The 12,510-nt window shown below is 63.9% G+C and carries 14 protein-coding genes; 8 read left to right on the top strand and 6 right to left on the bottom strand.

The window, feature by feature from the left end:
* Positions 1-86: 86 nt before the first annotated feature.
* The 4 genes from FDW81_RS00445 to FDW81_RS00430 all read left to right on the top strand — a co-directional run bounded on the left by FDW81_RS00445 (position 87) and on the right by FDW81_RS00430 (position 3,371).
* Positions 87-842, top strand: a complete 756-nt coding sequence (locus tag FDW81_RS00445; protein WP_138132010.1) for an amino acid ABC transporter ATP-binding protein — start codon at positions 87-89, stop codon at positions 840-842.
* A 69-nt stretch (positions 843-911) separates the two neighbouring features.
* Complete coding sequence (locus FDW81_RS00440; RefSeq protein WP_138132008.1) at positions 912-1,799, top strand: glutamate ABC transporter substrate-binding protein; 888 nt, start codon at positions 912-914, stop codon at positions 1,797-1,799.
* 85 nt (positions 1,800-1,884) lie between these two features.
* Positions 1,885-2,535, top strand: a complete 651-nt coding sequence (locus FDW81_RS00435; RefSeq protein WP_013601695.1) for an amino acid ABC transporter permease — start codon at positions 1,885-1,887, stop codon at positions 2,533-2,535.
* Entirely contained in the window at positions 2,532-3,371 is an 840-nt protein-coding gene (locus FDW81_RS00430) for an amino acid ABC transporter permease (RefSeq protein ID WP_138132006.1), read from the top strand. The genes FDW81_RS00435 and FDW81_RS00430 overlap by 4 nt, the downstream gene beginning before the upstream one ends.
* Positions 3,372-3,462: 91 nt before the next feature.
* On the opposite strand, the gene dapE is transcribed toward FDW81_RS00430, so the two are convergent.
* Positions 3,463-4,599 carry a succinyl-diaminopimelate desuccinylase gene (gene dapE, locus FDW81_RS00425; RefSeq protein WP_138132004.1) on the bottom strand — a complete coding sequence of 379 codons (1,137 nt, stop codon included), beginning with the start codon at positions 4,597-4,599 and terminating at the stop codon, positions 3,463-3,465.
* Between the two features lie 50 nt (positions 4,600-4,649).
* On the opposite strand from dapE, the gene dapD reads away from it, so the two are divergent.
* Together dapD and FDW81_RS00415 are read left to right on the top strand one after the other, a co-directional pair.
* On the top strand, positions 4,650-5,672 hold the full coding sequence (gene dapD, locus FDW81_RS00420) for a 2,3,4,5-tetrahydropyridine-2,6-dicarboxylate N-succinyltransferase (RefSeq protein WP_138132002.1): 1,023 nt from the start codon (positions 4,650-4,652) through the stop codon (positions 5,670-5,672).
* 7 nt (positions 5,673-5,679) lie between these two features.
* A complete protein-coding gene (locus FDW81_RS00415; protein ID WP_138132000.1) occupies positions 5,680-6,537 on the top strand; it encodes a hypothetical protein in 858 nt (285 codons plus the stop codon).
* Between the two features lie 33 nt (positions 6,538-6,570).
* Here FDW81_RS00415 and FDW81_RS00410 read toward each other — a convergent pair whose 3' ends face one another.
* Both FDW81_RS00410 and FDW81_RS00405 read right to left on the bottom strand, forming a co-directional pair.
* Positions 6,571-7,182: a hypothetical protein gene (locus FDW81_RS00410; protein ID WP_138131998.1), complete on the bottom strand. Its 612-nt coding sequence runs from the start codon at positions 7,180-7,182 to the stop codon at positions 6,571-6,573.
* 97 nt (positions 7,183-7,279) lie between these two features.
* Positions 7,280-7,885: a TetR/AcrR family transcriptional regulator gene (locus FDW81_RS00405; RefSeq protein WP_138131996.1), complete on the bottom strand. Its 606-nt coding sequence runs from the start codon at positions 7,883-7,885 to the stop codon at positions 7,280-7,282.
* 120 nt (positions 7,886-8,005) lie between these two features.
* Here FDW81_RS00405 and galE point away from each other — a divergent pair, with 120 nt between their 5' ends.
* Positions 8,006-9,019: a UDP-glucose 4-epimerase GalE gene (galE, locus tag FDW81_RS00400; protein WP_138131994.1), complete on the top strand. Its 1,014-nt coding sequence runs from the start codon at positions 8,006-8,008 to the stop codon at positions 9,017-9,019.
* Positions 9,020-9,117: 98 nt separating this feature from the next.
* On the opposite strand, the gene FDW81_RS00395 is transcribed toward galE, so the two are convergent.
* From FDW81_RS00395 to fdxA, 3 genes are all read right to left on the bottom strand, one after another.
* On the bottom strand, positions 9,118-10,404 hold the full coding sequence (locus FDW81_RS00395; RefSeq protein ID WP_138131992.1) for a citrate synthase: 1,287 nt from the start codon (positions 10,402-10,404) through the stop codon (positions 9,118-9,120).
* Between the two features lie 227 nt (positions 10,405-10,631).
* A complete protein-coding gene (gene dapC, locus FDW81_RS00390; RefSeq protein WP_138131990.1) occupies positions 10,632-11,780 on the bottom strand; it encodes a succinyldiaminopimelate transaminase in 1,149 nt (382 codons plus the stop codon).
* Positions 11,781-11,794: 14 nt separating this feature from the next.
* The gene (gene fdxA, locus FDW81_RS00385) at positions 11,795-12,121 is read right to left on the bottom strand and encodes a ferredoxin (RefSeq protein WP_013601705.1); all 327 of its coding nucleotides are present in this window, start codon (positions 12,119-12,121) and stop codon (positions 11,795-11,797) included.
* A gap of 137 nt (positions 12,122-12,258) precedes the next feature.
* Here fdxA and FDW81_RS00380 point away from each other — a divergent pair, with 137 nt between their 5' ends.
* Positions 12,259-12,498 (top strand): hypothetical protein, encoded by a 240-nt coding sequence (locus tag FDW81_RS00380; RefSeq protein ID WP_138131988.1) that lies wholly within the window; start codon positions 12,259-12,261, stop codon positions 12,496-12,498.
* Positions 12,499-12,510 lie beyond the last annotated feature (12 nt).

The following is a 12,510-nucleotide window of genomic DNA, read 5'->3' as shown; positions in this document are numbered from 1 at the left end:
GCAGCAGGTATCTCTTGAATCACGATCCGCAGGAAGTTGGGGTGATTCGCATCATAAGGAGCCTGTTGTTCGCTAGATTCTTTCTTATGACTACTCATGTGCCCGGCGATACCCTCGTCTCCCTGAACGGCGTAAACAAGCACTACGGCCAGCTGCATGTTTTGAAGGACATCAACCTGCAGGTCCGCAAGGGCGAGGTTGTCGTGGTCATCGGGCCCTCCGGCTCCGGTAAGTCCACCCTCTGCCGCGCCATCAACCGCCTGGAGACCATCGAGGGCGGAACCATCAGCATCGACGGGAAGGTGCTTCCGGAAGAAGGCAAGGAACTCGCCCAGCTGCGCGCCGACGTCGGAATGGTGTTCCAGTCCTTCAACCTCTTCGCGCACAAAACCATCCTGGAAAACGTCACCCTCGGCCCCATCAAGGTCAAGGGTGTACCCAAGGCGACCGCGGACAAGGACGCCATGGCACTGCTGGAGCGGGTCGGCGTGGGCCACCAGGCCCCCAAACTGCCGGCACAGCTGTCCGGCGGGCAGCAGCAGCGCGTTGCAATTGCACGGGCCCTGGCAATGAAGCCAAAAGTTATGCTGTTCGACGAGCCCACGTCCGCGCTTGATCCGGAAATGATCAACGAGGTCCTGGATGTCATGGTCCAGCTGGCCAAGGAGGGCATGACCATGATCGTGGTCACGCACGAGATGGGCTTTGCCCGCAAGGCCGCCGACCGCGTCGTCTTCATGGCCGACGGCCAGATCGTCGAGGACGCCACCCCGGAGGAATTCTTCACCAACCCGAAGAGCGACCGGGCCAAGGACTTCCTCTCCAAGCTCCTCACCCACTGATTTACCCGAACGATCACACTCCAGTTCGCACCCAGGCCGTGATCCACGGCCACCAATGAAAGGAATGTCATGAAGGCATTTATGACCCGGCGGAAGTCATTCTTCGTGGCGGCTACCGCCGCCCTCGCCCTCTCCCTGAGCGCCTGCGGCGGAGGTGGCGCCGGAACCACCAGCGATCCCACTGTCGAGGAGAAGCCCACGTTCGCCGCCGGTACCACCATGGAGAAGCTGTCCTCGGCCGGCACCATCAAGATCGGCACCAAGTTTGACCAGCCGCTGTTCGGCCAGGTGGGCCTGGACGGCAAGCCTGTTGGTTTCGACGTCGAAATCGGCAAGCTGATTGCCGCGAAGCTCGGCATCCCCGCGGACAAGATCGAATGGTCCGAAACAGTTTCCGCCAACCGCGAACCCTTTATCGAGCAGGGCAAGGTGGATCTGGTCATTGCCACCTACACCATCAATGACAAGCGCAAGCAGGTCGTCGACTTTGCCGGCCCGTACTACGAAGCCGGCCAGGCCCTGATGGTGAACAAGGACAACGACACCATCAAGACCCCCGAAGACGTCAAGGGCAAGAAGGTCTGCTCCGTCACCGGTTCCACCCCCGCCGCCACCATCGTGGACCAGTACGGCGCCGAGCTTGTCCCTGCAGCCACCTACTCTGCCTGCCTCGAGCCGCTGCGCAACAAGCAGGTTGAAGCTGTCACCACGGACAACGTGATCCTCGCAGGCTTCGTGGACAAGGAGCCGGACGCCTTCAAGCTCGCCTCGGACGAGACCTTCACCAAGGAGCCGTACGGCATCGGCCTGAAGAAGGGCGACACGGAGTTCCGCAACTGGATCAATGACCAGCTGGAGGCATTCGAGGAGGACGGCTCCTACAAGGAGGCCTGGGAAGCAACCGCAGGCTCAGTCATCAAGACTGCGCCCGAGCTGCCCGAGATTGACCGTTACTAAGTAACTCCAGTGGTTGCCGGGGCTGCTCCGCTGCCCCGGCAACCGCCGTCTCCGCTCCCGTCCACGCCCACAGCCGAAGGATCCTATGGACGTCATTCTTGAAAACCTCCCCCTGTACTGGGAAGGTTTTCTCCGCACACTTTTCCTATCCGCCGTTTCGGGGGTCATAGCGCTCGTACTCGGCACCCTGCTCGCGGCAGCCAGGGTTTCCCCCGTGGCAGCACTCCGCGGCTTCAGCATGGTCTACGTGGAGGTCCTCCGGAACACTCCGCTCACCATCGCCTTCTTCTTCGCGGCCATCGTCCTTCCCCGGCTGGGCGTGAAATTCGAGCAGTTCGAAGTCGCCGCCATCATTGCCCTCAGCACCTACACCGCAGCGTTCATCGCCGAAGCCGTCCGTTCAGGTGTCAACAGCGTCCCGGTGGGACAGGCTGAGGCCGCCCGCAGCATCGGCATGAACTTCGGGCAGGTCCTGAACCTCATAATCCTGCCGCAGGCACTGAGGACGGTGGTCCCGCCGCTGATCAACATCCTGATCGCCCTGGTGAAGAACTCCTCCGTTGCCGGCGCCTTCTTTGTCCTGGAACTGTTCGGCTACGGCCGGCAGCTGGCCAACGCCAACGGTGACGCCGTCATCGCCGTGCTGCTGGGCACAGCATTCTTCTATCTGCTCCTCACAGTTCCGCTGGGCATCCTGGCCAGCACGGTGGAACGAAAGGTGGCGATCGCCCGATGAGCTCCGTCCTTTACGATGTTCCGGGTCCCAAAGCCCGCCGGATTTCCCTGATCGGCTCGATCGTGGGGTCCCTGCTGATCCTGGGCCTGCTGGCCTGGATCGTCATGACTCTCGCCCAGCAGGGAATTTTCGAAGGCCGCCGCTGGCAGATCTTCACCCGGGCAGATGTTTGGACCCTCCTGGGCAACGGCCTGGGCGCAACCCTGAGCGCCGCTGCCATCGCCGCAGTGATTGCCTTCCCGCTGGGACTGGTGCTTTGCCTGCTGCGCATCTCGGACGCAGCGGTTATCCGCATTCCCATCCGGGTGGTCCTGGAGTTCCTGCGCGGCATGCCAGTGGTCCTGATGATGCTGTTCATCCTGCTGGGTTTCGGCACGTCACCCTTCATTGCCGTTGTCACGGGCCTGGTGCTCTACAACTCGGCAGTGTTCGCGGAAATTATCCGGGCCGGTATCCAGTCGCTGCCACGGGGGCAGCGGGAAGCCGGGCTGGCCATTGGCCTGACAAGCTTCAAGTCCCGGATGCTCATCGAGCTGCCGCAGGCCATCCGCCGCATGATGCCCTCCCTGGTGGCCCAGATGGTGGTCCTCCTGAAGGACACCTCCCTCGGCTACATCGTGGCATACGGCGAGTTGCTGCGTGCGGTCCAGGTGATGGCGGACTTCCTGGGCACCCAGTTCCTGTTCCCCATCTTCTTTGTTGCGGCGGCGATCTACATCGCCATCAACATCCTCGTTTCGAGGATCGCTGTCTGGATTGAGCGCCGCGGATCCAGGAAGGCTGCCGGTGGTGTGGCCAAGGCTGAACCGGAAAAGGCCAATGCCCCAGTTCCCTAACCCCCTGCAGGTTGTTTGATGAAGAGGATGGCCCGGACCTTCTGATGAACTGGTCCAGGCCATCCTCTTTAACATTCGGGCTGCCTTAAGTTCAGGCAGCGAGCCATTCCTTGAGGGCCCGCAGGCAGTTGCGGATCGCGTCGGCATGCACATGCTCGTTGTCCTTGTGGGCCAGCAGGGCATCGCCCGGCCCGAAGTTCACCGCCGGGATTCCCAGCTCACTGAAACGTGCGACGTCGGTCCAGCCGTATTTGGGCTTCGGCTCCGCTCCCACGGCGGCAACGAAGGAAGCTGCCGCAGGGTGCTGCAGACCTGGCCGTGCCCCCGCGGCAGCATCCGTACGCACGACGTCGAAGCCATCGAGGAGCTCCCGCACCACCGCTTCCGCCTGGTCGGGGGTTTTGTCCGGGGCGAAGCGGTAGTTGATCTCCACTACGCACCTGTCCGGAATCACGTTGCCGGCAGTGCCGCCATTGATCTTCACAGCATTCAGGCTCTCGCGGTATTGCAGCCCGTCTACGGTGACTGCGCGAGGCTCATAGGCCGCCAGCCTGGCCAGGACGGGAGCCGCCGCGTGGATGGCATTGCTGCCCATCCATGCACGGGCGGAGTGTGCCGCCTCCCCCACCGTGGTGACCTCGAACCGGCTGGTACCGTTGCACCCGCCCTCCACGGTACCGTCGGTGGGCTCCAGCAGGATAGCGAAATCGCCATGGAGCAGATGACCGTGGTCGCGGACCAGGCGCCCCAGGCCACTCTTCACCGCTTCCACTTCCTCATGGTCATAGAAGACGAAGGTGACGTCACGCTTCGGCGAGGCGCCGTCGTCGAACAGGGTGGCGGCAAGCGCCAGCTGCACCGCCACGCCGCCTTTCATGTCCGTGGCCCCGCGGCCATACAGGATTCCCTCCCCCGGCACACCGGATTCCCAGGTGGAGGGCACTGTCCCCCGGGCACCTTCAGTCAATGGCAGGGGTACTGTGTCCAAGTGCCCGGCCAGGATGACGCGTTCGGGGAGGCCCAGCTCCGTGCGGGCGATGATCGAATCGCCGTCCCGCACAATGTGCAGCTCCGGAGTGTTTCGCAGGGCCACCTCGACGGCGTTGGCGAGTTCTGTCTCGTTGCCGGACACACTGTTGATGTCCATGATGGCCGCGGTAAGGAGCGCAACATCCTGGCGGAGGTCAAGGGCAAGGAGGGAAGATCCCGGGCTGGTTTCGGCAGTCACGAAGCCAGTCTAGTTCGGAGGCTGTCGCTGCCCGTCGATAGACTGGGGGAATGACTGAAACTGCTTCTTCCGCCATGCCCGAAACCTCGAACGCAACCAGTGGCGAACGTTCCGCCTACGGCTTCGGCGTAGCCACCATCACCACCGCTGACGCCACCGTCCTGGATGTCTGGTTCCCCGCTCCGGCCCTCGGTGCTGCCGCCGGCGACCTGCGTTCCGTGGAAAATGCTGACGAGTCCCTCACCAGGATCGCCGACAACGGAGCTGACGAGGACCGCGGCACGGAGCAGAAAGTGGTTTTTGTCCAGATTAACCTCGATGAAGCCCCGGCTGACACCGCCGATGCATACCTGCGCCTGCACCTGCTCTCACACCGGCTGGTCCAGCCCAACACCATCAACCTGGACGGAATTTTCGCTAAGCTGCCCAACGTTGTCTGGACCAACTTCGGCCCGGCGGCGGTGGAAGGCTTCGAACTGACCCGCGCACGGCTGCGCCGCCGCGGCGCCGTCACCGTCTACGGCATCGACAAGTTCCCCCGCATGGTGGACTACGTAGTGCCTTCCGGTGTCAGGATCGCCGACGCCGACCGCGTGCGCCTGGGTGCGCACCTGGCCGAGGGCACCACGGTGATGCACGAGGGCTTCGTCAACTTCAACGCTGGAACGCTGGGCACCTCCATGGTTGAAGGCCGTATTTCGGCAGGCGTGGTGACGGGCAACGGCAGCGACGTCGGCGGCGGCGCATCCATCATGGGCACCCTGTCCGGCGGCGGCAAGGAAAAGATCACCATCGGCGAACGGGTCCTGTTGGGGGCGAACTCCGGCGTCGGCATCAGCATCGGCGATGACTCCGTGGTGGAGGCCGGCCTGTACGTCACCGCCGGAACCCGGGTACGTGTACCGGGCCCGAAGGACGAGGTGGGCGAGGACACCACCAAGATCGTCAAGGCAGCCGAGCTCTCCGGCGTTCCCAACCTGCTCTTCCGCCGCAACTCCACCACCGGCGCGGTGGAGGTCCTCCCCCGCCAGGGCCAGACAGTGGAACTGAACGACGCGCTGCACGCCAACTGACCCACCTGTGGCACGAAGACGCGCCCTGCGCCGCCTTGCAGTCCTGGTGCTCACGCTTGCACTGGTGGCCGGCGGGATCTACTCCGCCGTGTTTTTCCTGCAGCGTTCCGAAACCCTGGTTTCGGAACGCTGCAGGGCAGTCATCGACCAGCAGACCGCGGAACTGGCACCGGACCAGGCCGTGTACGCATCATTGATCACCGCTGTTGCGGTTCAGCGCGGCCTTCCGCCACGTGCCGCAAGCATCGCGATCGCCACTGCCATGCAGGAGTCGAAGCTGCGGAACATAGACCACGGGGACCAGGCCGGCCCGGACTCGCGCGGACTGTTCCAGCAGCGTCCCTCGCAGGGCTGGGGAACCGAGGCACAGATCATGGATCCCTACTACGCCGCCAACGCCTTCTACGACGCTCTCGTGAAAATACCGGGCTATGAATCCCTGGAGATAACGGACGCCGCGCAGCGGGTCCAGCGCTCCGCCTACCCCACCGCCTACGCCCAGCACGAGGAAATGGGCCGTACCTTCGCCTCCGGCCTGTCCGGTCAGACTCCCGAAGCCGTTCAGTGCACCCTTCGTGCCGCCGGCACGGGCGGGGACACCGCCGCGCTGTCCGCGGAACTGGGGCAGGCCTACGGGGCGCTGGAGATGGCGGTGGAGGGTGAAACGCTAGTGGTCGAGGCCACCGGCAGCGAGGCCTGGTCCGTGGCCCAGTGGGCGGTTGCCAATGCCAAGGGCTTCGACGTCACGCAGGTCGAGGTGGCAGGCCGAAGCTGGACCCGTACATCCCGTGACGGCTGGCAGGAATCCGCAGCCCCGGACGGCCAGGTCCGGATTACGGTCGCTACGGGAAACTCCGGCAGCTGAAGGTCTCCCGCTGACCGGAGTGCGGGGCGGCTGCTAGACCAGGATCTCCACCACAGGCTGCACGTAACTGCGGAAGAGCTCGGGTTCACCCATCAGCTGGTTGCTCATGATGATTTTGTCAGGCTCCAGATACCATGCCCGGAGCTCGTTCAGCGGCAGCTCAATGATGGTCAGCTTGAAGTCACGGGAATCGCGCCCCACTTCCATCAGCCTGTCATCCACCATGTCCTCGAGCAGCTGGTCAGCACCGCTGGCGGCACGCTCCGCTTCCAGCTCGGCATATTCGCTCCGGCGCTCCCGCGCCCAGGTGAGGGCAGCACCGAAGTGCGCCTGCAGCACCCTTTGCAGTGCCGGCGAATTGCCGAAAGCCCCGAAGTCGGGCGGGGACAGTTCGGGGGAAGTCTGGGGATGGGCCTTGAGGAGCTGGTCCCACCACGCCTCCCACTCGGTCTTCAGGGCGCTCAGGCCACCAACGTCCGCGGTCAGGTGTGTATGGTCAACGCGGCGGACCTTCGGTGCTGCGTGCGACAGTGCCGGGTGCCCGGCGCCGTCGAGCCCTGCAGTATCCCGGACGAAAAGGGCGATCATCATGGGTCCGGACGTGTCCGTGGTGATTTGCCACCTGGTACCGCTTGTCTGATGCATCCGACGTCCTTCCGTGGCGTGCTGTGCCGGTGCCCGGTGATCGGGCAGGCGCCCCGCCTATCAGTCTATGCCCCGGCGTTGCCCACGTTAACGGCACTCAGCGGATGCTGTTGAGGTGCCGCTCCAGGACGTCGAGGCACATGCCGCGTGTCATCCACTGCGGCTGCAGCATTGCGTGCATGCACAAGCCGTCCACGGTGGCCAGGAGCCGTTCCGCTTCCACCACCAGGCTTTCCCGGGTCGCGTCTTCAGCCGAGAGAGCGCTGACCACCTGTCCCATGACCGCGGCCACCTCCCGGTGGCTGCGGCCTGCCTCAACAGCAAGGAATTGCCGTACCCTTGCGGCATTCCTGAACGCCAGCCACGCGCAGGCCTCAACCGCCCGCGGTTCGTCCAGGGGCAGCAGCCCGCACAGCAGGGTTAACACCGCGGAACGCTGCCCGGGAGTTCCGGCTGCCTCGGCCTGCACGTCCGGCAGCGACGCTGCCAGGCGGCCGACGATGCGGTCCACCACGGCGCCAAATGAATACGAGAGCAGCTCTTCGCTGCCGGAAAAGTAGTGCCGTACAGAGCCGACGGCCAGTCCCGCTTCGTCCGCTACTTCCCGGAGGGAGGCCCGTTCAAGCCCGTCAACCGCGATGATTCTGAGGACCGCTTCAACGACGTCCTGCCGCCGGGTCGTGGCATCTACAATTTTGGGCACCCTTTTATTTAGCACGGATGTGTTCTTCCGAGTGGTCCGGCATGCCGTGCTGCACACGGCCGCTGCCCGGCATCCGGAACGCGGGGGCGGCGGCAGGTGTTGGTGGGATAGCGTTGAGGCATGAAAATTCTGGTCACCGGGGGCACCGGCTACATTGGTTCCCACACTGTTCTTTCCCTGCAGGAAGCCGGCCATGACGTGGTGGTCATCGACAACCTGGTCAACTCCAGTGAGGAGTCGCTGCGGCGGGTTGCTGAACTCAGCGGCAAGGCTGCCGAATTCCACCATTGCGACCTGGTGGACGAGGCCGCCGTCGAGAAGGTCTTTGCCGGCGCGGCGATTGATGCAGTCATCCACTTTGCCGGCCTTAAGGCTGTTGGCGAATCCGTCCGCGAACCGCTCAAGTACTACTACAACAACCTGGTGGGGACCCTGAACCTCATCCGCGTCATGGACCGGCATGACATCCGTTCCATCGTCTTCAGCTCCTCTGCCACCGTTTATGGCGAACACAACCCCATCCCCTATGTGGAGAAGATGGAGATCGGGGCCAACAACCCCTATGGCCGCACCAAGGAACAGATTGAAGACATCCTTGCTGATCTTGGTTCAGCCGACAGCCGGTGGCATATAGCCCTGTTGCGCTACTTCAACCCGGTAGGTGCACACCCGTCCGGCCGGATCGGCGAGGACCCGCAGGGCATCCCCAACAACCTCGTGCCCTTCATCGCCCAGGTGGCAGTGGGCCGCCGCGAGAAGCTGATGGTGTTCGGCGGCGACTACGACACCCCCGACGGCACCTGCCTGCGCGACTACATCCACGTCGTCGACCTCGCAGAAGGGCACGTGGCCGCGTTAAACCACGTGGCGGACCGGACCGGCGTCTTCCGTTGGAACCTCGGCTCGGGCAAGGGCTCTTCCGTCCTGGAGGTGCTGCGCTCGTTCGAGAAGGCAGTGGGCAAGCCCATCCCCTACGAAATCACCGGCCGGCGCGCCGGGGATCTCCCCGCTTTCTGGGCCGACGCAACGTCCGCCCTGGCCGACCTCAGCTGGGCCACCACCAAGACCGTCGACGAGATGTGCGAGGACCACTGGCGGTGGCAGAAGAACAACCCCAACGGCTACAACTCCTGATTACTACGAGTTAAATCGCCCAGCCAACGCAACGGCCGCCCACCTGGAAAGGTAGGCGGCCGTCGTCGTCATGATTGCTTTAGGACCAGGTCCCGGCGTCAGCGGACGGGGTAGTCGCGCTCCGGCTCGCCGATGTAGAGCTGGCGGGGGCGGCCGATCTTGGTGTTGGGATCGTTGATCATCTCGCGCCACTGGGCAATCCAGCCCGGCAGTCGCCCGATGGCGAAGAGGACGGTGAACATCTTCTCCGGGAAGCCCATGGCCTTGTAGATCAGGCCGGTGTAGAAGTCCACATTCGGGTACAGCTTGCGCTGGATGAAGTAGTCATCGCTGAGCGCCTTCTCTTCCAGGCGAAGGGCGATATCCAGCAGCTCGTCATTGCCGCCGAGCTTGCTGAGGATCTCGTGCGCTGTCGCCTTGACGATCTTGGCGCGCGGATCATAGTTCTTGTAGACGCGGTGCCCGAAGCCCATGAGCCGGACGCCGTCTTCCTTGTTCTTGACCTTCTCCATGTAGTCCTCGGGCTTGAGGCCCTCGGCCTGAATCTGGCGGAGCATCTTGAGCACGGCTTCGTTGGCGCCGCCGTGGGCAGGGCCGAAGAGGGCGTTGATGCCGGCAGAGACGGAGGCGAACAGGTTTGCGTTGGACGAGCCCACCAGACGCACTGTGGAGGTGGAGCAGTTCTGCTCGTGGTCCGCGTGCAGGATGAGGAGCAGGTCAAGTGCCTTGGCGACGACCGGGTCAACCTCGTACTGCTCGGCCGGCAGGCCGAAGCTGAGGCGCAGGAAGTTCTCCACGAGGTTGTGGGAGTTGTCCGGGTACAGCATGGGCTGGCCGATGGACTTCTTGTGCGCGTACGCGGCGATGACGGGAAGCTTTGCCATCAGGCGGATGGTGGAAACTTCCACCTGCTCCGCGTTGAACGGGTCCAGCGAGTCCTGGTAGAAGGTGGACAGCGCCGAAACGGCCGAGGAGAGGACGGGCATGGGGTGCGCGTCGCGGGGGAAGCCGCCGAAGAAGCCCTTCAGCTCCTCGTGCAGCAGGGTGTGTCGCCGGATCTTCTGGTCGAACTCGTCAAGTTCAGCAGGCGTGGGCAAGTTGCCGTAGATCAGCAGGTAGGAGACCTCAAGGAAGCTGGAGTGCTGTGCCAGCTGCTCGATGGGGTATCCGCGGTAGCGCAGGATGCCCGCATCGCCATCGATGTAGGTGATGGCTGAGGTGGTGGCTGCGGTGTTCATGAAGCCGGGGTCAAAGGTGACTGCACCCGTCTGCTTCAGCAGCTTGGAAACGTCGTAGCCTTCGTTCCCTTCAATAACCTGGATGCGCGGGAGCTTGAGCTCGCCTCCTGCGTGAAGCAGGGTAGCCGCGTTGTTGGTCTCAGTCATGGAGTCCCCTTCATGAGGCTTCTGGGCCTCTGTCGAAAGCTTGATCCAACATCAGGTGAGCCGCGCACTGACCCTGAGAACACAGGTTCCAACACCCGGGCTGCCTTCTTGTAGAAAGCCACCATTGATAGTCACTTAAAAAGTACCGCTCCTTGGCGGGTGCCACTAATCCAAGACGTCCGCGTGGGCCCTAAAACAGCGCCATTGTGGCGCGAGTCACACCATTGTTACGGGACGGTAGCCAGTCGGGACACGGCGGCGCCGATGCGCTCGTCGGAGCCTGTGAGGGCAACCCGCACGTAGCCGTTGCCGGCTTCGCCATAGAACACCCCGGGACCGACGACGATGCCGCGCTCCGCGAGCCGGGCAACGGTATCCCACGTGCTCTCCCCCGCCGTGGACCACAGATACAGCCCGGCATCGGAATCCTTGATTTCCAGGCCGAACGCCTGCAGGGCGGGAACCAGCCGTTCCCGGCGGCCCCGGTACAGGTCCTTCTGTGCTTCTACGTGGGTGTCGTCGCCGAGTGCAACACGCATGGCTTCCTGCACCGGGTAGGGGACGATCATGCCGGCGTGCTTGCGGCTGTTGACCAGGTTGGGCATCAGATCCGGGTCACCGGCCACGAACGCGGCCCGGTAGCCCGCCAGGTTGGACTGCTTGCTCAGCGAGTAGACGGCGAGGAGTCCCTGATGGGATCCGCCTGCCACTCTTGGGTCCAGGATGGAGGGAACAGCCTGGCCCCCGCGCTGGACGTCCCACGTTCCCCAGCCAAGTTCCGCGTAGCACTCATCCGAGGCAACCACGGCGCCGAGGCCGCGGGCCTGTTCCACCAGCACCCTCAGCGAGCCGGCGTCGCGGACGCTGCCGGCGGGGTTTCCGGGGGAATTGACCCAGATGAGGCGTACACGCGAGCGGGTCTCGTCGTCGAGTTCGTCCAGGTTGTCCGTGGCCACCGAGGTGGCGCCGGCGAGCGTGGCCCCGATGTCGTATGTGGGGTAAGCCACTTTGGGACGTACGACGACGTCTCCCGGCTTCAGCCCCAGCAGGAGCGGCAGCCACGCCACCAGTTCCTTGGAGCCAACGGTAGGCATGATGTTGCGTGGATCGAGTCCGCCAACTCCGCGACGCCGTTCAAACCAGCACGCGATGGCTTCACGGAGTGCTGGAGTGCCATGGACGGTAGGGTATCCGGGGGCATCGGCTGCAGCCTTCAGCGCGTCCTGGATCAGGTCAGGGGTGGGGTCAACCGGGGTGCCAATGGACAGGTTGACGGCTCCGCCGGGGTGGTCCGAGGCCTTCGCCAAGTAGGGGGCCATAGCCTCCCAAGGATAATCCGGCAGATCCAGGCCAAACGTTTTCGCTGCTGCGGTCACGTTGTCTGCCCGCGTCAGTGGTCTTGGTTCTGCGGCGGCAGCGCGGCGATCATCGGGTGGTCCTTGCCGGTGTTGCCAATCTTGGCAGCTCCTCCGGGTGAGCCGAGATCATCGAAGAACTCCACGTTTGCCTTGTAGTAGTCCGCCCACTCTTCAGGAGTGTCGTCCTCGTAGTAAATGGCTTCAACAGGGCACACTGGCTCACAGGCACCGCAGTCCACGCACTCGTCCGGATGGATGTACAGCGAACGCTCACCCTCGTAGATGCAGTCGACCGGGCATTCCTCAATACATGCCTTGTCCTTGACATCTACACACGGCTGCGCGATTACGTACGTCACGTCCCTGGCCTCTCCACGTTGGGTCCGGCTGGCCGCCGGTTCTTGCATCCGGCAGCTGCGGCCGGACTCTTGACATCTGAGCCTATTATCTCCCAGCCCGTTCCCGCGAACCTAGCCGGGGCGCCTAGTATGAACTGGTGAGTCAGCCTGCCCCCTCCCCTGCCGGATTCCTGTTGGCGGCGGCGGCCGGAACGCGGGTGGTGGTGCGGTACCGGATCCCCGACGGCCTGACTGACGCCCTGGGCCACATGGTCTCCTGCGACGCCAGTGCCTGCACCATCCGCACCCGGCAGGCCGACGTCGTTATCCAGCTTGCGGACGTGGTGGCCGCCAAAGCTGTGCCCCCTGCCCCCAAACGCCGCCGCCCGCGCGCTTAGGGCCCCTCCCGC

It is taken from the genome of Pseudarthrobacter sp. NamB4, assembly GCF_005796185.1.
In the GTDB taxonomy this organism is placed as follows: domain Bacteria; phylum Actinomycetota; class Actinomycetes; order Actinomycetales; family Micrococcaceae; genus Arthrobacter.
The sequence above is the reverse complement of the archived record's forward strand: the minus strand, read 5'-3'. Positions and strand labels throughout refer to the sequence as shown.

Bases quoted from the DNA above. Each gene is read 5' to 3' on its own strand.
- FDW81_RS00440 (WP_138132008.1), top strand. From the start codon at position 912: ATGAAGGCATTTATGACCCGGCGGAAGTCATTCTTCGTGGCGGCTACC.
- FDW81_RS00445 (WP_138132010.1), top strand. From the start codon at position 87: ATGACTACTCATGTGCCCGGCGATACCCTCGTCTCCCTGAACGGCGTA.
- FDW81_RS00430 (WP_138132006.1), top strand. From the start codon at position 2,532: ATGAGCTCCGTCCTTTACGATGTTCCGGGTCCCAAAGCCCGCCGGATT.
- FDW81_RS00435 (WP_013601695.1), top strand. From the start codon at position 1,885: ATGGACGTCATTCTTGAAAACCTCCCCCTGTACTGGGAAGGTTTTCTC.
- FDW81_RS00410 (WP_138131998.1), bottom strand. From the start codon at position 7,182: ATGCATCAGACAAGCGGTACCAGGTGGCAAATCACCACGGACACGTCC.
- FDW81_RS00395 (WP_138131992.1), bottom strand. From the start codon at position 10,404: ATGACTGAGACCAACAACGCGGCTACCCTGCTTCACGCAGGAGGCGAG.
- dapD (WP_138132002.1), top strand. From the start codon at position 4,650: ATGACTGAAACTGCTTCTTCCGCCATGCCCGAAACCTCGAACGCAACC.
- galE (WP_138131994.1), top strand. From the start codon at position 8,006: ATGAAAATTCTGGTCACCGGGGGCACCGGCTACATTGGTTCCCACACT.